21 protein-coding genes are annotated in these 22,752 nt (G+C 70.5%); 8 read left to right on the top strand and 13 right to left on the bottom strand.

The genetic code is table 11. The annotated features are described in order from the left end of the window. Position 1: 1 nt before the first annotated feature. Positions 2-1,372: a wax ester/triacylglycerol synthase family O-acyltransferase gene (locus KY469_01745; protein ID MBW3661795.1), complete on the bottom strand. Its 1,371-nt coding sequence runs from the start codon at positions 1,370-1,372 to the stop codon at positions 2-4. A 204-nt stretch (positions 1,373-1,576) separates the two neighbouring features. On the opposite strand from KY469_01745, the gene KY469_01740 reads away from it, so the two are divergent. After that, positions 1,577-2,095 carry a hypothetical protein gene (locus tag KY469_01740; GenBank protein ID MBW3661794.1) on the top strand — a complete coding sequence of 173 codons (519 nt, stop codon included), beginning with the start codon at positions 1,577-1,579 and terminating at the stop codon, positions 2,093-2,095. Here the strand turns inward: KY469_01740 and KY469_01735 are convergent. The 5 genes from KY469_01735 to KY469_01715 all read right to left on the bottom strand — a co-directional run bounded on the left by KY469_01735 (position 2,062) and on the right by KY469_01715 (position 6,595). Then, positions 2,062-2,820, bottom strand: coding sequence for a 1-acyl-sn-glycerol-3-phosphate acyltransferase (locus KY469_01735; GenBank protein ID MBW3661793.1), 759 nt, complete (start codon positions 2,818-2,820; stop codon positions 2,062-2,064). The genes KY469_01740 and KY469_01735 overlap by 34 nt on opposite strands. Before the next feature lie 91 nt (positions 2,821-2,911). After that, positions 2,912-4,231: a HAMP domain-containing histidine kinase gene (locus tag KY469_01730; protein ID MBW3661792.1), complete on the bottom strand. Its 1,320-nt coding sequence runs from the start codon at positions 4,229-4,231 to the stop codon at positions 2,912-2,914. Then, positions 4,228-4,908, bottom strand: coding sequence for a response regulator transcription factor (locus KY469_01725; GenBank protein MBW3661791.1), 681 nt, complete (start codon positions 4,906-4,908; stop codon positions 4,228-4,230). Before KY469_01725 ends, KY469_01730 begins: the two co-directional genes overlap by 4 nt. 122 nt (positions 4,909-5,030) lie before the next feature. After that, positions 5,031-5,954, bottom strand: a complete 924-nt coding sequence (locus KY469_01720; protein ID MBW3661790.1) for an aldo/keto reductase — start codon at positions 5,952-5,954, stop codon at positions 5,031-5,033. Next, entirely contained in the window at positions 5,951-6,595 is a 645-nt protein-coding gene (locus KY469_01715) for a DNA-3-methyladenine glycosylase I (protein MBW3661789.1), read from the bottom strand. The genes KY469_01720 and KY469_01715 overlap by 4 nt, the downstream gene beginning before the upstream one ends. 97 nt (positions 6,596-6,692) lie before the next feature. Here KY469_01715 and KY469_01710 point away from each other — a divergent pair, with 97 nt between their 5' ends. Then, positions 6,693-8,300, top strand: coding sequence for a hypothetical protein (locus KY469_01710; GenBank protein MBW3661788.1), 1,608 nt, complete (start codon positions 6,693-6,695; stop codon positions 8,298-8,300). Positions 8,301-8,400: 100 nt separating this feature from the next. Further along, complete coding sequence (locus KY469_01705) at positions 8,401-9,363, top strand: aldo/keto reductase (protein MBW3661787.1); 963 nt, start codon at positions 8,401-8,403, stop codon at positions 9,361-9,363. Here the strand turns inward: KY469_01705 and KY469_01700 are convergent, their stop codons facing one another. After that, positions 9,364-10,341 carry an aldo/keto reductase gene (locus KY469_01700; protein MBW3661786.1) on the bottom strand — a complete coding sequence of 326 codons (978 nt, stop codon included), beginning with the start codon at positions 10,339-10,341 and terminating at the stop codon, positions 9,364-9,366. A gap of 45 nt (positions 10,342-10,386) precedes the next feature. Then, positions 10,387-11,358 (bottom strand): pirin family protein, encoded by a 972-nt coding sequence (locus KY469_01695; GenBank protein ID MBW3661785.1) that lies wholly within the window; start codon positions 11,356-11,358, stop codon positions 10,387-10,389. Positions 11,359-11,484: 126 nt separating this feature from the next. Between KY469_01695 and KY469_01690 the strand changes: the two genes are divergently transcribed. Next, on the top strand, positions 11,485-13,245 hold the full coding sequence (locus KY469_01690; GenBank protein ID MBW3661784.1) for an amidohydrolase family protein: 1,761 nt from the start codon (positions 11,485-11,487) through the stop codon (positions 13,243-13,245). An 84-nt stretch (positions 13,246-13,329) separates the two neighbouring features. On the opposite strand, the gene KY469_01685 is transcribed toward KY469_01690, so the two are convergent. Together KY469_01685 and KY469_01680 are read right to left on the bottom strand one after the other, a co-directional pair. Further along, positions 13,330-13,659, bottom strand: coding sequence for an AzlD domain-containing protein (locus KY469_01685; protein ID MBW3661783.1), 330 nt, complete (start codon positions 13,657-13,659; stop codon positions 13,330-13,332). Continuing rightward, entirely contained in the window at positions 13,656-14,381 is a 726-nt protein-coding gene (locus KY469_01680) for an AzlC family ABC transporter permease (protein MBW3661782.1), read from the bottom strand. The genes KY469_01685 and KY469_01680 overlap by 4 nt, the downstream gene beginning before the upstream one ends. A gap of 225 nt (positions 14,382-14,606) precedes the next feature. On the opposite strand from KY469_01680, the gene KY469_01675 reads away from it, so the two are divergent. The 3 genes from KY469_01675 to KY469_01665 all read left to right on the top strand — a co-directional run bounded on the left by KY469_01675 (position 14,607) and on the right by KY469_01665 (position 17,334). Beyond that, positions 14,607-15,524 (top strand): acyl-CoA desaturase, encoded by a 918-nt coding sequence (locus KY469_01675; GenBank protein MBW3661781.1) that lies wholly within the window; start codon positions 14,607-14,609, stop codon positions 15,522-15,524. A 17-nt stretch (positions 15,525-15,541) separates the two neighbouring features. Next, positions 15,542-16,156 (top strand): TetR/AcrR family transcriptional regulator, encoded by a 615-nt coding sequence (locus tag KY469_01670; protein MBW3661780.1) that lies wholly within the window; start codon positions 15,542-15,544, stop codon positions 16,154-16,156. Between the two features lie 68 nt (positions 16,157-16,224). Beyond that, positions 16,225-17,334 (top strand): hypothetical protein, encoded by a 1,110-nt coding sequence (locus KY469_01665; GenBank protein ID MBW3661779.1) that lies wholly within the window; start codon positions 16,225-16,227, stop codon positions 17,332-17,334. A gap of 3 nt (positions 17,335-17,337) precedes the next feature. Here the strand turns inward: KY469_01665 and KY469_01660 are convergent, their stop codons facing one another. Further along, entirely contained in the window at positions 17,338-17,955 is a 618-nt protein-coding gene (locus KY469_01660; GenBank protein MBW3661778.1) for a site-2 protease family protein, read from the bottom strand. A gap of 144 nt (positions 17,956-18,099) precedes the next feature. Between KY469_01660 and KY469_01655 the strand changes: the two genes are divergently transcribed. After that, positions 18,100-20,289, top strand: coding sequence for an HDIG domain-containing protein (locus KY469_01655; GenBank protein MBW3661777.1), 2,190 nt, complete (start codon positions 18,100-18,102; stop codon positions 20,287-20,289). Between the two features lie 6 nt (positions 20,290-20,295). On the opposite strand, the gene KY469_01650 is transcribed toward KY469_01655, so the two are convergent. Together KY469_01650 and ftsH are read right to left on the bottom strand one after the other, a co-directional pair. Continuing rightward, positions 20,296-20,646 (bottom strand): Rieske (2Fe-2S) protein, encoded by a 351-nt coding sequence (locus tag KY469_01650; protein ID MBW3661776.1) that lies wholly within the window; start codon positions 20,644-20,646, stop codon positions 20,296-20,298. Positions 20,647-20,678: 32 nt separating this feature from the next. Then, entirely contained in the window at positions 20,679-22,565 is a 1,887-nt protein-coding gene (gene ftsH / locus KY469_01645; protein ID MBW3661775.1) for an ATP-dependent zinc metalloprotease FtsH, read from the bottom strand. Between the last annotated feature and the right edge of the window lie 187 nt (positions 22,566-22,752).

Raw genomic sequence — 22,752 nt, 5'->3', positions numbered from 1 at the left:
GTCAGCCTGCGACGGCCTCGAGTTCGACGAGCGCCTCCTCGAGGTGGTCGATGAGGCGCTGGATGCTGGGGAGGGCACGCCGGTCGGCGGTGACACCGAACTCCATCGAGCCGGCGTACGACGTCTGGGTGATGTTGATCGCCTGCCCATCGGTCAGCAGTGACAGCGGGTACATCCCGGTCATGGGTACGCCGTTCCAGTACAAGGGCTGGTCGGGACCGGGCACGTTCGAGATCACCAGGTTGTAGGTGGGCCGGATGCGACCGGCGAGACCCGTCAGCTGACCGATCAGGATCGGCGCGGTCATGAGCAGGCCGTACTCGATCAGCTCGGTCGGGCTCATGTCGCGGAGCCGAGCCTTGGCACGGTCCATCGAGCTGCGGATCAGATCCAGGCGCGCCTCGGGGTCCTCGATGTGCGTGGCGAGGTTCGCGGGGACCAGACTGATGGCGTTCCCCGACGCGCTGTCATCGCGGCGGAACGAGACCGGCACGAGCGCGATGAGCGGCTTGTCCGGCAGCGCATCGTGCGTCGCGAGGTAGCGGCGCAGCGCGCCGGCACACATCGCCATCACGACGTCGTTGATCGTCGCGCCGAGCGTCTTGCTGACGCCCCGGATGCGTTCGAGGTCGTAGGACTGGGCGACGAACCGACGCGCCGGGGTGAGCTTGGCGTTGAGCATCGAGGGTGGCGCCTGGAACGGCGCGACCTCGGCCGCATCGCGTTGAGCACGCACCAGCTGCTCGGTGATGGCTCTCGCGACCGTCACCGTCGACGTGATCCCGTCCGTCACCTGGCGAACCAGGCTGGCTGCCTGCCCCAGCGGAGACCAACCGCCGTCCATCGCGCCGGCGGTCGTCTGACCGCCGACGGGCGTCGCCCACGGAGGCGGAAGGTCACGGCTGTCGGCGTCAGGGGTGAACGAGGCGAGCACCTGACGGATGGCCGCCACGCCGTCGAGCATCGCGTGGTGGATCTTCGTGTAGACCCCGACCCGGCCGCCCTCGATGTTCTCGAACAGGTACATCTCCCACAGCGGACGGTGACGGTCGAGCAGGTTGGCGTGCAGCACCGAGACCAGGGACAGCAACTCGCGGATCCGACCCGGCTCGGGCAACGCGAGGTGCCGGAAGTGGTAGTCGAGCTCCACCTCGTCCTCGACCCAGTGGTACAGCCCGGCGAGCCCGTACGGGCGGGCCAGCTTGTGATCGAAGGGCGGGCGGACCTCGTCGTGCTCCCGTGCGGACCGCACCACCCGGCGCACGAGATCGGGAGGGGCATCGTCGGGGAGCTGGAACAACATGAGCCCGCCCACGTGCATCGGGCGCTCGCGCTCCTCGATCAACAGCCAGCCCGCGTCCGAGACGCTCAACCGCCGCATCGTCCCCTCCCACCCTCGCGGGGACCGTAACCTCCCGTTCGGTCAGGCGGGACGGGGACGTGCGCGTAGCGCGGCCATGACGTACCGTGGTGGTACACGCGACACGACCGTCCGTGGCGATCCCTGCGTAAGGTCAGCCCCGGGACCGGTCCCTGCGTCCCAGCTTCGTTCACCCCTGCTGCCGCCAGGAGATCCGTGGAGCCCAACGTCGGAGACACCCTCGTCCACCCCCAGCACGGAACGACGACCGTGGCGGGCTTCCAGACCCGCACCGTGCGAGGTCACGAGGTCGAGTACGTCGTGCTCGAGCGTCCCGAGGACCACCTCATCGTGCACGTGCCCCGCGCCGACTTCGATGACGCCGGGCTGCGGCACGTGATCGACGAGGGCGACGTCGCGCGCCTGCTCAACGTCCTCGACGACGAGCCCAGCGAGAAGAAGGGATCGTGGCGCAAGCGACACGCTCGCAACGACAAACGTGTCCACTCCGGGGATCCCGAGCAGATCGCCATCGCGCTGCGAGATCTTCACGCGCGCCAGGTCGAGGACGGCTTGTCCACGACCGATATGCGCCTGTACCGCGAGGCGCACGAGAGGCTTCTGGACGAGATCACCGCGGCGACGGGGCGCGATCGCGAGGATGTCGCCACCGCGATCGCCCAGGCTCTCGCCGAGGTGGCTCAGTCGCTGGACGGTAGCTCCGACGCCGCCTGACGTTCACGCTTGCGGGCGGCCGCCTCGGCGACGATCCGCGCGGCCTCCTCGGGGGTGGGAGCGGTGCCGCCCAGTCGGGCCGGTAGCCACCACGGCTCCTCACCCGTCGCCGGCGCCTGCGGGTAGGCGTCCTGCGCCGCACGTACCAGCCCACCGATGCCCTCCATCATCGCCTTGGTCGCCACCTCGGGATCGTCATCGGGTCCGGGGTACAGGGGCTCGCCGAACGCCACGGTCACGACCACGTTGCGGCGCAGGTCGCGCTCGCGACCTTTGGGGAACAGCCGCTGGCACCCCCACACGGCGCCGGGGACGATGGGGACCCCCGCTGCCTGCGCCATCCGCACGGTCCCGGTCTTGCCCGGCAGCGGCTCGTACGACGGACTGATCGTCGACTCCGGGAACATCCCCACCAGCTCACCCGCCTGGAGCCGGCGCACGGACTCCTCGATGGCCGCTGCGGGGTTGCCGTGGCGGTCGACGGGGATGTGTCGCATCGCCCGCATCAGTGGCCCCGACAGGCGGTGGTCGAAGGCCTCCTTCTTCGCGGCGAAGCGCACGAGTCGCTTGTCGCGCGTCACGGCGCGCACACCCGCGCCGACGAACACGAAGTCGAGGTAGCTGACGTGGTTGGTGGCGATGACCGCACCGCCATGCTGCGGGACGTGCTCGCCGCCCGAGACCCGCACGTCCCACCCACGGAGCCTGAAGGCGCCGATGAACAGGCCGACGACGGTGCGGTAGACGGGTTCCACGCGATGCCTGAGCTCGGAGGACAGGCACAGGGTAGGGGAAACAGTCTCCCTCGAGTGGTCCTCAGCGGGTCGGGAACCGCACCGTGAGCCTCGTCCCTCCGTCGGGTGGTGCCTCCACCTCGACGCTCGCGCCGTGGCTCTCGGCGACCTGCTGCACGATCGACAGGCCGAGGCCGCTGCCGGGTTCCCCCCGCGACGCGGGAGCGCGGTAGAACCGGTCGAAGACGTACGGCAGGTCGGCGGGATCGATCCCGGAGCCGCGGTCGCGAACGGAGACCGCACCGTCCCCGACCGTTACGTCGATTGGTCGGCCTCCGCCGTACTTGATGGCGTTGTCGAGCAGGTTGGCGACGGCGCGTTCGATGCGATCGCTCTCGCCCGTCACCGTTGTCGGAGCAGCGGTGAGGACGACCGCGACCTCTCCGCCAGCGAAGGTCCGGGTCCGTTCGACCACGTCGATCACGAGCTCGTCGAGCCGTACCTCGGTGGGTGCGGTGACGGGACGGTCCCCCCTTGCGAGCTCGACCAAGCCTGCGATGAGGCGTCCGAACTCGTCGAGCTGGGTCACCACATCCTCGATGAGCTCGCGCCGATCCTGCACCGGCAACCGGTCCGCGTCGGCGAGCACCTCGATGTTGGTACGCAGGCTGGTCAGCGGCGTGCGCAGCTCGTGGCTGGCGTCGGCGACGAGTTGGCGCTGGCTGTCACGGGCCTGTTCGAGTTCGGCGAGCATGCGGTTGAACGTCGTCGCGAGGCGTCCGATCTCGTCCTCGCTCTGGACCTCGATGCGGCGGGACAGGTCCTGGGTTGCGGCGACGTTCTCCGCCAGGTCGGTGAGCTGTTCGACCGGCCGGACCGCGCGACGGGCGACGATCGTGCCCAGGGCGGCCGCGAGCGCGATGCCGACGAGGCTGCCGACCACCAACCGGGCGCGGAGCTGGTCGAGAGAACCCTCGACCTCGGTCAGCGGTCGTGCGATCTGCAACGCCAATCCCCGAACGGCCGGCAGGGTGAGCACGCGGACCGGCTGACCGTCGACGTCAAGCGTCTCGAAGCGCGCCTCACCACCCCGCGCGACCTGACGTGCCTGCTCGGTCACGGGCAGCGGCTCGGTCGCGCCGACGGCGTCGGCGACGTTGCCGCGTGCGTCGATGACCTGGATGAAGCCCCCTGGGCCGCCGAGCCGGCCGGGGCGGGGACCGAATATCGGTCGCCGTTCCCGCACCGCCCGGTCGACCTCGGCTGCCATCTCCCGGAGCGAGTCGTCGACCTCGCCCCGCAGTACGTTCGCGGCGGCGAGGTAGATCCCCACGCTCGCCGCGATGACCGCGACCGCCACGGCGGCCGCCGCGATGAAGGCCACGCGCGCGCGGAAGCTCACGACGGCTCCCGTAGCGCGTACCCGAACCCGCGCACCGTCTGGATCAGCCGCGGCTCACCATCGGCCTCGAGCTTGCGCCGAAGGTAACCGACGTACACCTCCAGCGTGTTCGACGACGTGGCGTCCGACCCCCACACCCGATCCTGGAGCACCTCGCGGGTCAGCACCCTCCGGGGGTTCTCCATGAACACCAGGAGCAGGTCGTACTCGGTGCGGGTGAGCTCGATCGTGCGCCCCGCCCGCGTGACCTCGAGCTCGTCGGGATCGAGCACGAGGTCGGCGAACCGCAGCGGACCCTCGCGCGTCGCGACCTCGCCACCCGCCCGCCGCAGCAGCGCCCGGACCCGCGCGAGCAGCTCGTCGAGCGCGTACGGCTTGACGAGGTAGTCGTCCGCGCCGGCTTCGAGACCGGTCACGCGGTCGGGTACATCGTCGCGCGCCGTCAGCATCAGGATCGGTACGTCGTCCCCGCCGTGCCGGAGCCGGCGTGCGACCGCGAAGCCGTCCGCGCCGGGCATGTTGACGTCGAGGATGATGGCGTCGGGGCGTTGGCGCTGGACTTGCTGGAGCGCCTCCATGCCGTCGGCGGCCAGGATCACGTCGTAGTCGTGCAGTTCCAGCGCACGGCGCAGCGACTCACGCACGGCGCGATCGTCGTCCACCACGAGGATCTGCATGGGCCGAGCTTCGCTCGCCGGTCTGAGAAGCGGCTGAGAAGGTACCCACGCGGCTCCGAGCCCACTTCGTCCCCCGAACCGGTTGGATATGGAACCGAAGTGGGGGACGAAGTCGGTCTTCGTCAGACGGTGCGGTCGGGGTTCCAGCTCACCACGAGGGTCTCGTCGAGACGGTCGAGTGCCGCGAGATCGTCGCGGTCGAGGTCGACGTCGAGCGCCCCGGCGTTCTCACGGATCCGGTCGGGGTTGGCCGACTTGGGTATGGATGCGTACCCATGCGCGAGGCCCCACGCGATCAGCACCTGCGCGGAGGTGGCGCCGTGCTCGTCGGCGACCGCCCGGACCGCCGGGTGGTCGAACCGGCGGCCGCGCGTCAGCGGGCTGTAAGCGGTGATGCTGATGCCGTCGCGCTCGCAACGGTCGAGGACGTCTCGGCGCTTCGCGTACAGGAACGGGTGCAGCTCGATCTGGTCGTTCGCGGGCATCGGCAGACCGAGCTGCTCGAGGCGCTCCAGGTGCGGGACGAGGAAGTTGCTGACCCCCACGGCTCGTGCGAGCCCCTCTTCGACGAAGCTCTGCATCGTCTCCCAGCTCTGCTCCCACGCGGCGGCGATGGGTCGGGTCCCCTTGCCGACGGAGCGGCCGAGACCGCGCTCTCGGTCGCGGGAGCCGTCCGACGGCTCCATCGACGGCGCGGATGCGCCGTCGCCGATGTGCGGCCAGTGGATGAGGTAGAGGTCGATGTAGCTCAGGCCGAGGTTCTCGAGGCTCTCCTCGAACGCCGGACGGGTGTCCGCGCCTTGTCTGGTGTTCCACAGCTTCGTGGTCACGAACACCTCTTCGCGCTGCACGCCGCTGTCGCGCAGGGCACGTCCGACGCTGCGTTCGTTGTCGTACATCCAGGCGGTGTCGATGTGGCGGTACCCCGCTTCGAGCGCCGTAGCCACGGCACGGGTGCACTCCGCCCCCTCATCGAGCAGGTAGGTGCCCAAGCCCAGCAGCGGCATGTGGACGTCGGGAGCGATCTCGTGGGTCGGTCCGGTCACGTCGGTACCTCGAAGTCGTCGCGTGCAGCGGTGACGGCGGGTCGGATCGAGCAGCCCTCGAGGTGGTCGTTGACCAGCCCCATCGCCTGCATGAACGCGTACGCCGTCGTCGGACCGACGAAGCGGAAGCCTCGGTCCTTGAGGTCCCTCGCCAGGGCTCGCGATGCCGGCGTCTGGGTGAGCGACAGCAGGGTGTCGTGGTCGATGCGGCGAGGTCGGTCCTCCGGAGACGGTTCGAAGCGCCACACGTACCCGGCGAGGGAACCGTGCTCGTCGATGATCTCGAGCGCCGCTCGCGCGTTCTGCAGGGTGGCCTCGATCTTGCCGCGGTGCCGGATGATGCCGCGGTCCTGGAGCAGTCGGTCGACGTCGGAGCCGTCCATCCGGGCGACCTTCTCGATGTCGAAGCCGTGGAAGGCCGCACGGAAACCGGGGCGCCTGCGCAGGATCGTCAGCCAGCTCAGTCCGGATTGGAACCCCTCGAGGCACAGCTTCTCGAACAGCCGCGCGTCGTCCCCGACGGGGTAGCCCCACTCTGCGTCGTGGTACTCCGTGTAGTCGGCTGCGCTGGTCGCCCACCAGCAGCGGGGCGCTCCGTCGGGTCCATGGTCGAGCCCGGGAGCGAGGTCGCGAGAAGCCATAACCTGCCATCGTCGCTGGGAACGGGCACCCTACGCCGTCGTGTCCTCGTCACCCAGCGCCACCCCACCGCTCCGCGTCACGCGACGTGGCTGGTTCGTGCTGAGCGTGATGGTGGCCGGTGTCGTCGCTGGTGTGGCCTGGGATGTCAGCGCCTCCGTCGCGGCCCGACGCCCGGCCGTCGCCTCCGTAGCGGTGGCGGCGCTGAGTCCCACGCCGTCACCCACCACACCGATCTGGCAGCCGCCCGTCCTGGCCGAACCGCAGGACCTCGCACGGATCGAAGCGCCGGATCGGGCGGAGCTCGAAGCCGCCCTGACGGACACGCTGTTGGCGCGCACCCCGATCGTCGTCGTCGCCGCTCCCGATGGGACGGCGAGCCAGGTGGGTGTGTGGCTCGGCAACCGCCTGCGTGCGCCCCTCGTGCCGAGCGCGCACGCCGCGGCGCGGCTGAGCCCCGAACTGATCGTCGCGGTCGGGTCGGCAGTGGGCCCCTCCGGCGTCCCGGTGCTGCGGGTGCCGATCGGCCGGGGGCTCGGGCCCGCGCTCACCCTCGTCCCCGAGACCGCCACGGCGGGCGTGGTGTCCGATCCGTTCGCCGATGCGGTACCCACCAGCGCCGATCTGTCCGAGGTGAACGACCTGCTCCGGTCGGCGCGCCCCGCTCAGGTTCGAGGGATCGCCGTGGTCCGTGTCGACGACCGCGTCGCAGCGGACAGCGCCTGGGTCGCGCGGGCCGCGGGCTTCGAGGTCGTGGCCACGGCCGCCTCCGACCTGCGTGCCGATCCGGTGATCGGTGACCGACTGCGCGCGGTCGCTGGGCCCACGATCTTGGTCGGATCGAGCGGTGCGTGGCAGCAGCTGGACCCTGAGGTGGCGAGGTGGCAGGTGGCCGTGGTGCGCCGTGGGCTGCAGCTACCGGGTGGCGGCCAGGTGCTGTTCCCGCACCGGCGCCTGGTGGCGCTGTACGGCGCCACCGAGAGCGCGGCGCTCGGGGCGCTCGGAGAGCAGGGCCCCGACGCCGCTGCCGACCGTGTCCGGGATCTCGCCGCGCAGTACGACGGGCTCGCCGAGGAACCGGTCGTCCCGACGTTCGAGATCATCGCGACCGTCGCCGCGGGTGGACCGGGGGCCGGTGGCGACTACTCGCGCCGGACCGACCGGACTCGTCTCGGCGAGTGGATCGACGTCGCTGAGCGCGAGGGGATCTACGTCGTCCTCGACCTCCAGCCCGGGCGCACCGATTTCGTCACGCAGGCCAAGGAGTACGAGGAGTTCCTGCGTCGCCCGCACGTGGGGCTCGCGCTCGATCCGGAGTGGCGCCTCACGCCCGATCAGGTCCACCTGCGGCAGATCGGATCGGTGCACGTCGACGAGGTGAACCAGATGGTGGCGTGGCTGGCCGATCTGGTCCGGGAGGAGGCGCTGCCGCAGAAGCTGCTGATCGTGCACCAGTTCCAGCGGTCGATGATCGGCGACCGTGCTCGTCTCGACACCTCCCGGGGCGAGCTCGCGGTCCTCATCCAGATGGATGGCCAAGGCAGCCAGGCCTCGAAGGTGGGGACCTACGCGACGATCACCCGCGATGCGCCCCCCGGCACGTGGTTCGGGTGGAAGAACTTCTACGACGAGGACACTCCCGCGGTGCTCGGTCCGGCCGAGACCTACGCGCGCGATCCGCGCCCCTGGTTCGTCAGCTACCAGTGAGGGGAAGGTCGAACCGCTGAACCTGGCCGACGGGTTCAACGGCTCCATCTCGAGGGTTAGGCTCGAGCGCACGTCGAACGCGAGGGAGACCGTGACCGAGATGACCTACCGCCGCCTGGGCCGCTCCGGCCTGAAGGTGAGCGTGCTCAGCTTCGGCTCGTGGGTCACGTTCGCCAAGCAGCACGGCGACGACACCGCCCTCGAGTGCATGCAGGCCGCGTACGACGCCGGCGTCAACTTCTTCGACAACGCCGAGACCTACGAGCGCGGTGACTCTGAAGCGCAGATGGGGAGGGTCATCGCGAAGCTCGGCTGGCCCCGACAGCGCTACGTCATCTCGACCAAGCTGTTCTGGGGGATCCACGGCGACGTCGTGAACATGCGCAACACCCTCAACCGCAAGTACCTGGCCCAGGCCATCGACGGCTCGCTCGAGCGGTTGCAGCTCGACTTCGTCGACCTGCTGTTCTGCCACCGCTCCGACCCCGAGACCCCGATCGAGGAGACGGTCTGGGCGATGAGCGACATCGTCTCGGCGGGCAAGGCGCACTACTGGGGAACGTCGGAGTGGTCCGCGGACGAGATCCGCGCCGCCTACGAGATCGCGGAGCGCCACCACCTGCACAAGCCGGTGATGGAGCAGCCGCAGTACAACATCCTCACCCGCAAGAAGGTCGAGAGGGAGTACGCCAGGCTCTACGAGGACCTCGGCCTCGGGCTGACGACGTGGAGTCCGCTCGCCTCCGGGCTGCTGACGGGCAAGTACCTCGATGGCATCCCGGAGGGCAGCCGTGCCGACCTCGAGGGCTACGGGTGGCTGCAGCGCTACCTCACCGACGAGGGCGCCAACGAGCAGGTCCGCGCGCTGAAGGACGTCGCCGACGACCTCGGTTGTTCGCTCGCGCAGCTGTCGATCGCGTGGTGCGCCGCGAACCGCAACGTCTCGACGGTGATCCTCGGAGCGAGCAGGCTGAGCCAGCTCGAGGAGAACCTCGGGGCGCTCGACGTCCTCCCGAAGCTGACCGACGACGTGCTCGAGCGCATCGACGCCATCGTCGACTAACTAACCGTGCCCCCGGACCTCGCGGGGGACGTAGGGCTCCTCGAGGCGTGCGACCTGCTCGTCGCTCAGAACCACGTCGAGCGCCCCGAGGGCCTGCTCGAGATGGTCCATCTTCGTCGCTCCGACGATCGGGGCGGTGACCGCGGGGTTGCGCAGCACCCACGAGAGCGCCACCTGGGCGCGGCTCGCCCCGACCTCGTCCGCCACCTGACCGACGCGGTCCACGATCTCGAGCGCGGCCTCGTCGTACAGGTAGGGGGTGAACCCGTCGCTCTCGGCGCGGGCGGTCGGCTTGTCGTCGTAAGCGTCGCGGGGACGCGCGAGGACCCCGCGCGCCAGCGGGCTCCACGGCACCACGCCCACGCCCTGGTCGAGGCACAGGGGGAGCATCTCGCGCTCCTCCTCGCGGTAGAGCAGGTTGTAGTGCGGCTGCATCGAGACGAACTCGGTCCAGCCGTTGACCGCGGCGACCCGCTGCATCTTGGCGAACTGCCACGCGTGCATCGACGACGCCCCGAGGTAGCGCGCCTTGCCCGCCCGCACGACGTCGTGCAGCGCCGCCATCGTCTCCTCGACCGGGACGTCGGGGTCGAAGCGGTGGATCTGGTACAGGTCGACGTGGTCAGTCCCGAGCCGGCGCAGCGACGCGTCGATGGCGTCCATGACGTGCTTGCGCGACAGCCCGCCCTGGTTCGGCTCGTCGTTGTGGGGAAAGAAGAGCTTGGTGGCGATGACGATCTCGGACCGCGGGGCGTGCTTCAGCAGCAGCTTCCCCGTGACCTTCTCGGAGATCCCCAGCGAGTACATGTCGGCGGTGTCGAAGGTGTTGATGCCGGCCTCGAGGGCGCGGATGACGAACGCTTCCGCCGCGGCCTCGTCGAGCACCCAGTCACGCCAGTCGGGGTCGCCGTAGCTCATCATCCCGAGCCAGACCCGCGACACCTTCAGGCCGGTCCGGCCCAGCCGCACGTACTCCAACGCCGCCTCCTCGTCGCGGGACGGCGTGAGCCTACGGTGCCGCGGTCACGGGTTCGGCGCGCCGTGCTTCGGAGGTATCCGTCCCATGCGCCCCGATCGGAAGTCCTCCAGTGCCGTGAGGACCTCCTCGCGGGTGTTCATCACGAACGGGCCGTAGTGGAAGATCGGCTCGCGGATGGGCCTTCCGCCGAGCAGGAGCACCTCGAGGTTGCCGACGTTCGTCGGCTGGTGCTCCGCCGCGGCGAGGACCACGCCGTCCCCCTCGCCGAACACGACGAGCTGGCTCTCGCCGAAGGCGAGGCGCTCCGTGCCGGCGAAGCCCGTTCCGGCGGGGGAGTAGACGAGCGCGTTGAAGTCCCTTGGCCACGGCAGCCGGAGTTCGGCACCCGGAGCGACGGAGGCGTGCGCGTACACGATGGGCGTGTAGGTGCTGCCGGGTCCGGCGTGCCCGCCGAGCTCACCGGCGACGATCCGGATCAGCGACGCCCCGTCGTGCGAGGCGACCAGCGTCAGGTCCTTGCGGGTCAGGTCCTGGTAGCGCGGGGTGACGAGCTTGTCCGTCCGGGGCAGGTTCACCCACAGCTGGAAGCCCTCGACGATCCCACCCTTCGTGAGGATGTGGTGGGTGGGCATCTCGGAGTGGACGATCCCGGCGCCAGCCGTCATCCATTGCGTGTCTCCGCCGTAGATGACGCCGCCGCTGCCGGTCGAGTCGCGGTGTTCGAGCTCGCCGTCGAACAGGTAGGTGACGGTCTCGAAGCCGCGGTGGGGGTGGTCGGGAGCACCCTTGGCCTCGTAGGGCGCCAACTCGCGGCCGCCCATGTGATCCAGCAGCAGGAACGGGTCGGCCTCGTGCAGTGAGATCACCCCCGGGAAGGGGCGGCGGACCTCGAACCCCTCGCCCTCGAGCGTGCGCTGAGCCGTCACGATGCGGTTGACGCGACGCCACTCCGTCGTCGCGAGGTCCGGGCTGGCGATGCGGGGCAGGACGAGCGGATCGGTGGTCACGGCGGGCACAGCGGGCTCCTGGTTGAGCATCCACCGTAACGACTCGCGCACGCAAGGACTTCCCGGGCGCGCGTGGAGTGCAAGCACGTACGTCGCCCCGGTACGGTCGACGCGGAGCCTCCAGGAGAGCGGCGGCTGACCCACGACCTCATCGTGCGTGGTGGCACGGTGCTCGACGGCACCGGCGCCCCGCCCCGCGCCGCCGACGTCGCCGTCACCGGCGGGGTCATCAGCGCGGTCGGGGAGGTGGTCGGCACAGCGCACCGCGTGGTCGATGCCGACGGTGCCCTCGTAACGCCGGGCTTCGTCGACATCCACACGCACTACGACGGCATGGTCACGTGGTCGCCACAGCTGACGCCGACGTCCTGGCACGGGGTCACCACCGCGGTGATGGGCAACTGCGGGGTGGGCTTCGCCCCGGTCCGACCCGCCGATCACGCGACGCTGATCGAGCTGATGGAGGGGGTCGAGGACATCCCCGGCACCGCGCTCCACGAGGGCATCCAGTGGGAGTGGGAGTCGTTCCCCGAGTACCTCGATGCGGTCGGACGTCGCCGGTTCGACCTCGACGTCGGGGTGCTCGTGCCACACGCCCCGCTGCGCCTGTACGTCATGGGCGAGCGCGGGGCGGAGCGCGAGCCCGCGACGCCCGATGACGTGGCTCGGATGGGCGAGCTGCTCGCCGACGGGCTGCGCGCCGGCGCGCTGGGGTTCTCGACGTCGAGGACCATCAACCACCGTGCGTCGACCGGCGAGCTGACCCCCAGCCTCAGCGCCGAGCGAGACGAGCTCGTGGGACTCGCTCAGGCCATGGGGACCACGGGGCGCGGCTACATCGAGCTCATCTCCGACTTCGAGGACCTGGCCCCGGAGTTCGAGACGTTCCGGCGCATGGCCGCCACCGGCCGGCCGGTCCACGTCTCGCTCAACCAACGCGCGGTCGTGCCCGGCCAGTGGCGCGAGGAACTCGCGCTCATCGCCGCGGCCGCCGACGAGGGCCTTCCGATGTGCGCGCAGGTCGCGGTCCGTGGCATCGGGATCCTGATGGGCCTGCAGGCGACCCTCCACCCGCTGCTGGCCAACCCCGTCTACCAGGCCGAGGTCAGCCAGCTCGACCACGATGCCAAGGTCGCTGCCCTCCGCGACCCCGACCGCCGTGCGCGGATCCTGCAGGCCGGTGCCGCCGACTCCTTCATGGCGGACCGCTACGACCGGCTCTTCCCGCTCGGGGATCCGCCCGACTACGAGCCGCCTCCCGACGACAGCGTCGCCTCGCGAGCCGCACGAGAGGAACGATCTCCCGCGGAGCTGACCTACGACCTGCTGCTGCAGGACGACGGACGCGAGCTGCTGTACTTCCCCGTCTTCAACTACGCGGACGCCACCCTCGACGACCAGCGCGAGCTGCTGCTGCACCCCGACACGGTCGTCGGCCTCAGCGATGGCGGGGCGCACGTCGGGACGATCTGCGACGCCAGCTTCCCCACCACACTGATCGGTTTCTGGGGGCGCGACCGCAGCCGTGGTCCCAGGATCGACCTGCCGTGGCTCGTCAAGGCCCACACCCTCGACACCGCCGCGTCGGTCGGCCTGCACGATCGCGGGGTGCTGGCTCCCGGGTACTGCGCCGATCTCAACGTGATCGACCTCGACCGCCTCGCGCCACGTCGTCCCGAGATGGTCTTCGACCTGCCCGCCGGCGGCAAGCGCCTGGTCCAGCGTGCCGATGGGTACAAGGTGACGATCGTCGGCGGGACGGTCACGTACGCGCAGGGCGAGCACACCGGCGAGCTGCCGGGCCGGCTGGTCCGAGGTGGCCGGCAACGCCCCGTCGGAGGACCCGATGTGCGACCATCGATGCGGTGGTTGGCGGCGCGAGCGGAGTCGAGGTGAAGGACGAACTCCGCGTCAAGGTGCTGGACATCGCGGTCCTCACCTGGCTCGTCGCGGAGGCGTGAGCGGAGCCGCTGAGGTTCCTCACGACCACCCGAGCTCCTGCAGGGCGACCAGCACGACCATGCCCACGACGATGGTGCCGAGCACGCTCCGGGTCGTCCACGCGACGACCGCCGCGATCGCCCCGGCCAACAGCCGCGGCTGTGCCAGATCGATCGTCCCAGCGGGGCGCAACAGCGCGGGAGCCACGAGGGCGGCGAGCGCGGAGGGGGGGATCATCTGCAGCGCCGACGTCACTCGGGGCGGCAACGCGGTCATCCGGTCGGCCAGCGCCAGGAACGTCAGACGGATGGCGTAGGTACCCACGCCGACCGCGACGATGACGACCCAGGCGCGCTCCCGCAGGCTCACGCCGTGCCTCGCCGGCGCGAGCTGATCGTGGTCCCGGCGACGATGCCGCTGACCGCAGCCAGCGGCAGACCGAGGTTGGCGGGAAGCGGTGCGGCGACCACGGCCACCGTTCCGGCGACGACTGCCGCCCACGTCGTCGCTGGGTCCTTCACCGCGGGTTGCAGCAGCGCCAGGAACATCAGCGGGATGGCGAACGACAGCGGTACCGACTCGGGGATGGTGTTGCCCGCCGCCGCCCCGACCAGCGTCGCCGCTTGCCACGACAGCCACATGGGGACGGCCACCCCGAGGTAGTAGGCGATGCGTGTGCGCAGCGGCTCGCCCGCGTCGTAACGCACCACTGCCAGCGCGTAGGACTGGTCGGTGAGCACGTAGGCCACGCCGGCACGGCGCCACCGTGGTTCGTGCGCGAGGTAGGGCGCGAGCGATGCCCCGTACATCAGCATCCGGAGGTTGATGATCAGGGCGGTCGCGATCACGATCGGCACCGCCGCGTCGCGGCCGAGGAGGTCGATCGCTGCCAGCTGTGCGGCGCCGGCGAAGACGATGACCGAGAAGCCGCTGGCTTCGAGGACGCCGAGTCCGATGTCGGTGGCGGTCACGCCGGCCAGCAGCCCGAAGGGGATCACCCCGATCAGGATCGGGGTGACGTCCACCGCCCCCGCACGTGCCGCCTCAGCGGACGTGCGGACCGACGTGGCTGGCTCACGGTCGTGGGTCACGGCGGGAGTCTGCCGGTCCGGTGTCCGCACGCTCGATTCGCTTTCGACCTACGGTGGCGTAACCTACGGAGGCGTAGGTTCCAGCGAGCGGAGATACGGACCGTGCCCGACAGCGCCACCCTCGACAACGACCCCATCGTCGCGCGTGCCCTCGCCGAGGAAGGTCCACCGGAAGTCCCCGGTGTCCGCCCCGCCACCCCCTCCGAGGTGGCGTTCCAGCGGCGCATGGCCGTGCTGTTCACGGTCGGCCCGCTGGTCGGCGTGGCCGTGGCCGGGGCGCTGCTGTGGGGGCGTGGCCTCAGTGCCGTCGATCTCGCCCTGTTCCTGACCTTCTACCTGTTCACCCTCGTCGGGGTGACCGTCGGCTACCACCGGCTCTTCACCCACCGTAGCTTCGAAGCCGCGAAGCCGGTCCGGTTCCTGCTCGCGCTGGCGGGGTCCCTCGCCGTGCAGGGCCCGATCATCGAGTGGGTCGCGACCCACCGTCGCCACCACGCCTACTCCGATGCCTACGGCGATCCCCACTCACCCCACCTGGTCGAGGAACCGGGGCTGCGTGGGACGCTCCGGGGTCTGTGGCACGCGCACATGGGCTGGATGTTCCGGCCCAACACCACCCTGGGCGAACGGTGGGCACCCGACCTCGAGGACGAGCCGACGATGGTGGGGATGGACCGACTGTGGCCGAGGCTGACCCTCGTCACGTTCGTCGCCCCCGCGCTGATCGGTGGGCTCGTCACCTGGTCGCTGTGGGGTGCGTTCACCGCCTTCCTGTGGGGCTCGGTCGTCCGGGTGTTCGTGCTCCAGCACGTCACCTGGAGCATCAACTCCATCTGCCACTTCTTCGGCGAGCGGCCGTTCGAGAGCCGCGACCTGTCCACCAACAACTGGGTGCTGTCGCTGCTCAGCTTCGGCGAGTCGTGGCACAACAACCACCACGCCTTCCCCACGTCCGCGCGACATGGCCTCCTCCGCGGGCAGTTCGACCCGGCGTGGGTCTTCATCCGCGTGCTGTCGTGGATCCGCCTCGCCCGTGACATCCGGCTCCCGTCGCCGTCGCTCCTGCAGCGCAAGTGGACCGGCACACCCGAGCGTCTGCGTCGGCTCGGGCGTCTACCCCGGCGGGCGCGGGCGATCGGGTGACCGCCAACCGGGTCCGTATGACGGGCCAGGAGCGGCGGGAGCAACTCATCGGGGTCGGCCGGAAGGTGTTCGCCGAACGGGGTTTCGAAGCCGCCTCGGTCGAGGAGATCGCCGACCGGGCCGGGGTCAGCAAGCCGGTCGTCTACGAGCACTTCGGGGGCAAGGACGGCCTGTACGCCGTGGTGGTGGACCTCGAGGTGCACCGCCTCCTCGACGCCCTGGTCCATGCGCTCAGCGACGCCCCACATCCCCGCGCCGCCGTCGAACGCAGCGTGGACGTCTTCCTCGAGTACATCGACAAACACCGGGATGGCTTCCGCATCCTCGTCCGGGACGCACCGGTGGGCACCTCGGCCGGGACGCTCCCGAGCCTGCTCAACGATGTCGCCGACCAGGCCCAGTCGATCCTCGCGGCCGAGTTCGAGGCGCGCGACCTCGACCCCAAGCTGGCGCCGCTGTACGCGCGCGCGCTCGTCGGGATGGTCGCTCTCGTGGGGGAGTGGTGGCTCGAGACCGGCAAGCCGGAGCCGAGCGAGGTCGCCGCACACCTGGTCAACCTCGCCTGGAACGGGCTCCAGGGTCTGGATCCCGACCCGCTGAGATCCTCTCGCCGCCGCACGCGGGGCGCGTAGGCTCTGTCGTGCGCCGACGAGGATGGTGAGTTGCCGCGGACCGAGGTGATCGAGCACATCGGCGAAGCGTGAGCCGGCGCATGTGCTTCCTCGTCCTGTTCGTCGCGCTGCTCAGCGCGTGCGGTGACGGTTCGCAAGCCCCTGACGGGGCAGTGACGCCGGTCACGACCGCGCCCGAGATCCCGACCGGTCCCGCCGCGACCGAGGACCGGGCCCCGGGCGCGGGGATCTCGTCGCCGACCTCCGCAGCGACCGGCGACGGCGCCCCCACCACGCGGCCATCTGACCTCACAGCCGATCCGCGGTTCGTCGTCGCCTCCGACGGCGGGGTCGTGCGGTACGAGGACGGCGTCACGACCGAGCTCGCGCACGACCCGGCCGCGATCGCGTTCGACGACGGGGCTGGCGGGGCGCTCATGCAGTTCACCGAGGGCTTCCACGCCAGCACGGAGGAGGACACCTCCATCTACCACGCACGGGTCGGGACCGATGAACCCGTCCCGGTCGTCGAGGGCAACGTCGACGTGACGTTGCGGCTCCACGGCCCCGTCGTCAGCGACGAGCAGGTCCTCGCGGTGTACTCGGTGCGGCGGGGGGCGACACCGCAGGACGCGAGCGAGGAGCTGTTCACCTACGACGTGGGGACCGGCGACACCCGGCGCGTCCTCGAGGTCGGCGGCTGGGAGTACGGGCCGGTCTCGGTCTCCGCTGGAGGGGGTCTGTACCTGCTGAACACGAGCGCCGAGGCGTCGCGGTGGTTCGAGTTCGTCGCGGCGACCGGAACACCGGTCGAGGTGGAGCACAACCCGCTCCCTCCGGGCTCGCCCTGCGCGGACGATGTCACGTGCCCCGATCACCCGGCGCTCGACCCTACCGGCAGCAGGCTCGCCTACACGCAACTCGTCCCGGGGGACGACGGCGTCATCCGTTCCTGGGAGCTCGTCGTGCTCGATCTGCGGACGGGCGCGACGCTGCTGCGGTTGCCTCAGCAGTACGACGCAGGCTTCGCGCCCCGCGCCGTCGATACCGTCGGCGGGCTCGTGGTCGTCTCCCGCGGCAGCGCGGATGTCGAACGGCCTACCTGGAGCGAGCCGCTGGTGGTCGATCTTTCCGGCGCCGAGCCGACCGTGAGCACCCTGCCGGTGCGTGGTCTGGCCACGCTGGCGCGAGCCGAGTGAACCTCAGAGCAGGCGAGCCCACAGGTCGATGGCGACGTCGAACACGGTGTCGAGTGCGCCGGGGACGAGTAGCACCAGACCGAGGACCAGCAGCATCGAGTACTGGCGGACCTGGTGCCACGGTCCGAGGAAACGGACGGGCATGAACCGTTCGATGATGGCGGAGCCGTCGAGGGGCGGGACGGGGATGAGGTTGAAGGCCGCCAGGACCACGTTCACGAGGCCGAAGAAGACCACGTACGCACGCAGGCTGACCTCGTCGGCACGGATGCCCAACCCGCCTTCGGGCTCGATGGCTCGGAACACGAGCGCCGCCCCGACCGCCAGCGCGATGTTCACCGCCGGGCCAGCGAGGCTGACGACCAACCCGTGATCGCGCGGTCGGCGCATGCGCGAGGGGTTGACCGGGACGGGCTTGGCCCAACCGAAGACCGCACCACCGGTGACCGCGAGGATCGTGGGCAGGATGATCGTCCCGAGCGGATCCACGTGCCGCACGGGGTTGAGCGTCAGGCGCCCGGCTTCCTTCGCGGTGGGATCGCCGAAGCGCAGGGCGACCGCGCCGTGCGCCACCTCGTGCAGGATCACCGACGGGGCGAGCACGGCGAGCAGGAGCAGCACCTGACCGGCCAGGTCGCCCTCTCACGACGCGGGCCGCGATCGTAACGGGTCCCGGCACGCCACCGGCTCCTCCCGCGCGCGTACCCTGCAGCATCGCGAACCGTGCCGGCCGCGGCGGGCCGGACGAGAGAAGGGGAGCCCGAGGTGGACGCGGCGAGGCGACGTGCGCTGTTCATGCGTGTGCTCGCAAGCGTGCTCGTCGTCATCGTGCTGCCGCTCGTGCTGGCCCTGCAGGCGTTCCGGGACGACGAGACCATCCGTGTCAGTGAACCCTCTCCGCGCACGGTGATCACCGCGGACCTCGTGCGCGTCATCGACGAGGACGCCACCGAGCGGGCGCGACGCGACGCCCGCGACTCGGTGAACCCCGTCACGGTGTTCGACGACGAGGCGCAGGCGACCGTCATCCGACGCGCCCAGGACGTCTTCGCCGCGGTGGAGGAGGTCCGGCGCCCCGCTCCGGCGCCGGCCCCCGCCGCAACCGACCCTGATGGCACGGTGACCGAGACGGCCCAGGATCGGGAGCCGGTCACCCCGTCCCGCGAGGAACAGATCGAGGCGCTGCGTGAGCGGATCCCCTTCCTCGACGACGCCGTGCTCGGGGCGCTCGTCGACCTGTCCAGCTCCGAACTCGACTTCCTCGAGCCCGAGACGGTCGACATCGCGCGTGAGCTGGCTCGGCAAGCCATCACCGAGGAGCAGCTCGAGCGGGTGCTGAACGAGCAGCTCCGCATCGAGCTCGCGCTCCGCAGCTTCCCCGACGACTCCGGGAGCACGGTGGTGGACCCGCTCATCCGCGCCGTCATGCAACCCACCGTCCAGGTCGACCCGGCCCAGACCGAGGCGGCCCGCGACCGGGCGGCCGCCGAGGTCGACGACGTCGTGCGCACGTTCCCGGCGGGGAGCCCGATCGTGCGGGCAGGTGAGGTCGTCGACGAGGTCCAGTTCGCGGCGCTCGAGGAGGTCGGCTTCGAGGGCACGGACGCTCGCCGCGAACTCGCGAAGGCCGCCGGGATCGTGGCGCTGCTGGTCCTGATCGCCGTCGCGTTCCTCGTCGTCACGCAGAGGATCGTTTGGACCAACCCCGCGTTGATGCTCCTGCTGGCGGTGCTGACGCTCGGTTACGGGTTGTTCGCCGCGGGCATCTCGTTCCTCGTCGAGTCGACGCAGTCGGGTTGGTGGTACGTCGTGCCGGCGGGCGCGTTCGCCATGCTCGCGACCATCCTCGTGAACCCCTCCGTCGGTGCCCTGACCGTCCTCCCGGGCGTCCTCCTCCCCGTTCTCCTAACGCCACGGACCCCCGGAGTGGCGGTTTTCGCGGCGGCCGCAGTCCTGCTCAGCGTTCCCCTCGTGGCGCGGATCGCCTCGCGAGGTGACCTGCGACGGGCCTCGTGGCAGACGATGGTGACCTACCCGATCATCGCGGTGGTGACAGCCGCCGTCTTCGATCCACTAGGCGTCATCGGGACCGCCGCGGTGGCCGGGTTCGCCAACGGTGTCCTGACCTCGCTCATCGTCAACGGCACGCTGCCGTTCTTCGAGTCCATCTTCCGCATATCGACGGTCACGACGCTGCTGGACCTCGCCGACCGCAACCACCCCTTGCTCCGTGAGCTCGAGCACAAGGCGCTGGGCTCCTACAACCACTCGGTGATGACGGCCACCCTGGTGGAGCGGGCGTGCCGGACGATCGGCGCCAACGCGCTCCTGGGGTCGGTGGCCGCGCTCTACCACGACATCGGCAAGGTCCGACGTCCTCACTTCTTCATCGAGAACCAGCAGGGGATCCCCAACCCGCACGACGAGATCGAGCCCGAGGTCTCCGCCATCATCATCCAGAACCACGTGGTCGACGGGGTGGAGATGGCCAGGCAGTACCGCCTCCCGCCCGATGTCGTCGCGGCGATCGGGGCGCACCATGGCACCACGCTGGTGAAGTACTTCTACAACGAGGCGGTGCAGCGGGCCGGTGAGCACGGCGCCGAGGTCGACGAGGCCCACTTCCGCTACAAGGGGACCAAGCCCAGGCGCAAGGAAGCGGCGGTGCTGTTCCTCGCCGATTCCTGCGAAGCCACGACACGGTCGATGGCGATGGATCGAGGGACCCTGTCCCGCGAGGAGATCGAGGACACCGTCGACGGCCTGTTCGACGAACGCATCGAGGACCATCAGCTGGTCGAGGCCGACCTCACCTTCGCCGAGCTGCAGCACGTACGCGATTCGATCGTCGAGGCGCTGGTCGGTATCTACCACCCACGCATCGCGTACCCCGAGACGTCTCGCCGGCAACGGGGTCAGTCCAAGCCCCAACCACCCGAGGCCGCAGCGTCGTAGCGGGCGTCAGCGGACGTACAGCTCGCCCTCGCGCTCGACGACCTCACCGCGCCGGAGCGGAACGACGCGGCTGAGGGCTCGGAACGCTGCGCCGAGACCGGGGACCTTGGCGAAGACCCCCTGAGGGCCCCGCACCATCCGCCCCGTGCTGACGTCGTACTTCGAGGCGTGCCACGGACACACGAGACAGCCGTCGGCAGCGATGTTGCCCTGCGCCAGATCGGCGTACAGGTGGCGGCAGCGCCGCGAGACGGCGAACGTCTCGCCCTCGGCGTCGCGCCCGACGGCCCACCCCCCGGCTCCGGTCACCGACTTTGCGGCGATCCCGGTCGCCGGTCCGACGTGCGTCTCGCCCACGGGGGCCCCTCCTCGATCGGTCCCGGGGGACCCTACTCGGACCGCTGCGGGACCTGGCGTCCGACGAGCTCGTACACGAAGTCGCCGTCGACCGTCTCGTCCTCGAGCAAGCGTGAGACGAGCTCGTCCAGAGCGTCGCGGTGCGCCTGCAGCATCCGCGTCGCGTTGTCCTCGGCCTCGCCGACCAGTCGCCGGACCTCGTCGTCGATCAGCTCGCCGGTGGCCTCCGCGTACGGACGCTGCCGCAGTGGGACCGGGACGTACTCGCCGTTCTGCGATGCCCAGCCGACCGGTCCCAGGCGGGGGGACAGTCCGAACTCCGACACCATCTTCATCGCCAGCGCGGTCGCGCCCCGCAGGTCCTGGGCGCCGCCGGTCGAGCCTTCCCCCAGTACGAGGTGCTCGGCAGCGCGGCCCCCCAGCAAGACCGTGAGCTTGGCGTCGAGGTACGACTCCGCGTGCAGGCGCTGGTCCTCGAGCGGCAGCTGTTGCGTGTTCCCCAGCGCCTTGCGCGTGGGCATGATGGTGACCTTGCTGACGGGGTCGGCCTCCGGCTGCAGCGCCGCGGTCAGGGCGTGGCCGGCCTCGTGGACGGCGATCCGCTCCTTCTCGTCCTCGGTCAGGATCAGGGCCTCGTCGCGGCGACCGAGCAGGAGACGGTCGCGCGCGGCGTCGAAGTCCGCCTGCGCCACCTCTTCGCGGCCGTCGCGGACGGCGTGCACAGCAGCCTCGTTGACGAGGTTCTCGAGGTCGGCCCCGCTGAAGCCCGGGGTGCCGCGGGCGACGCGTTCGAGGTCGACGTCGCTCGCGAGCGGCTTGTCGTCCGCGTGGAGGTGGAGGATCGCCTTCCGATCCTCCAGCAGCGGCGGTGGGACGGTGACGCGACGGTCGAACCGCCCCGGCCTCAGTAGGGCCGGGTCGAGCATCTCGGGCCGGTTCGTCGCGGCGAGCACGACGACGCCCTCGCGTGGATCGAAGCCGTCCAGCTCGGCCAGGAGCTGGTTGAGCGTCTGTTCCTGCTCGTTGTGCGAGCCGATGGTGGCGGCGGATCCGCGCTTGCGTCCGACGGAGTCGAGCTCGTCGATGAAGATGATGGCCGGGGCGCGCTTGCGTGCCTCCTCGAACAGGTCCCGAACGCGCGCGGCTCCGACCCCGACCAGCATCTCGACGAAGCTGGACCCCGCTACCGAGATGAACGGCACGTCTGCCTCGCCCGCCACGGCGCGGGCGAGCAGCGTCTTGCCGGTCCCGGGTGGGCCCACGAGCAGCACACCGCCGGGCCCGCGCGCACCGGTGGCGGCGTAGCGCCGGGGGTCGCGGAGGTAGTCGATGATCTCGCGGACCTCCTCCTTCACCCCGGCGTAGCCCGCGACATCGTCGAAGCCGGTCTCGGGGCGCTCGCGATCGATGATCTTCTTCCGCGACCGCATGATCCCGGTGATCTGACCCATCTGCCCACGAGCACGACGACTCATCCACCAGAAGAAACCGATGAGCAGGAGGAAGGGCGCGAACCCGATCAGCGCCTGCAACCATCCGGCGCTCGGGGCGGTGGCGTCCACCTCCACGTCGTTCTCACGCAGCAACGCGACCAGGTCGCGATCCCCCGTCGCGGTGGGCAGTACCGTCGTGTATGCCTCGCCCTCCGCGGTCTCGCCCTCGATGCGCCCATCGGAGTCGATGGTTGCGGTCGCGATCTCGCCCGCCTCGACCTGGTCGAGGAAGCGGGAGTAGTCGACCTCGTTGCCCGCGCCCGGGGAGAACAGGCCGCTGAGGAGGATCGCGCCGACGAGGATGGCGACCGCGGGTCCGATCCAGCGCTGCCACGAGTCCTCGCTCCCCGCATCCTCGGTCGAGGTGGGATGGGGGAGGGGACGATCGCCCCGGGCAGGTCGGTCACCATCAGGCAGGTGCGCCACGACATCACCTCTCGTGGAACCAGCCTACGGACCGCCGGTGGACGCGTGCGGTCCTCGGCCCTCCCGAACGGGTGACGGCAGGCGACTCTGCGCGGCGCAGCACGGGTTACCCACACCGTGCCCACACCGCTCCCACAGGGCGTCCACAGGGAAGCCCACAGGAACTGGCGCACGTGTCGGTCGCAGC

It is taken from the genome of Actinomycetota bacterium (assembly GCA_019347575.1).
Lineage (GTDB): Bacteria > Actinomycetota > Nitriliruptoria > Nitriliruptorales > Nitriliruptoraceae > JAHWKY01.
This window is presented reverse-complemented; position numbering and strand designations above follow the sequence as displayed.

Excerpts from the sequence above, each read along its gene's own strand:
- KY469_01705 (MBW3661787.1), top strand. The coding sequence starts at position 8,401 with ATGACCTACCGCCGCCTGGGCCGCTCCGGCCTGAAGGTGAGCGTGCTC.
- KY469_01715 (MBW3661789.1), bottom strand. The coding sequence starts at position 6,595 with ATGGCTTCTCGCGACCTCGCTCCCGGGCTCGACCATGGACCCGACGGA.
- KY469_01670 (MBW3661780.1), top strand. The coding sequence starts at position 15,542 with ATGACGGGCCAGGAGCGGCGGGAGCAACTCATCGGGGTCGGCCGGAAG.
- KY469_01675 (MBW3661781.1), top strand. The coding sequence starts at position 14,607 with ATGGCCGTGCTGTTCACGGTCGGCCCGCTGGTCGGCGTGGCCGTGGCC.
- KY469_01725 (MBW3661791.1), bottom strand. The coding sequence starts at position 4,908 with ATGCAGATCCTCGTGGTGGACGACGATCGCGCCGTGCGTGAGTCGCTG.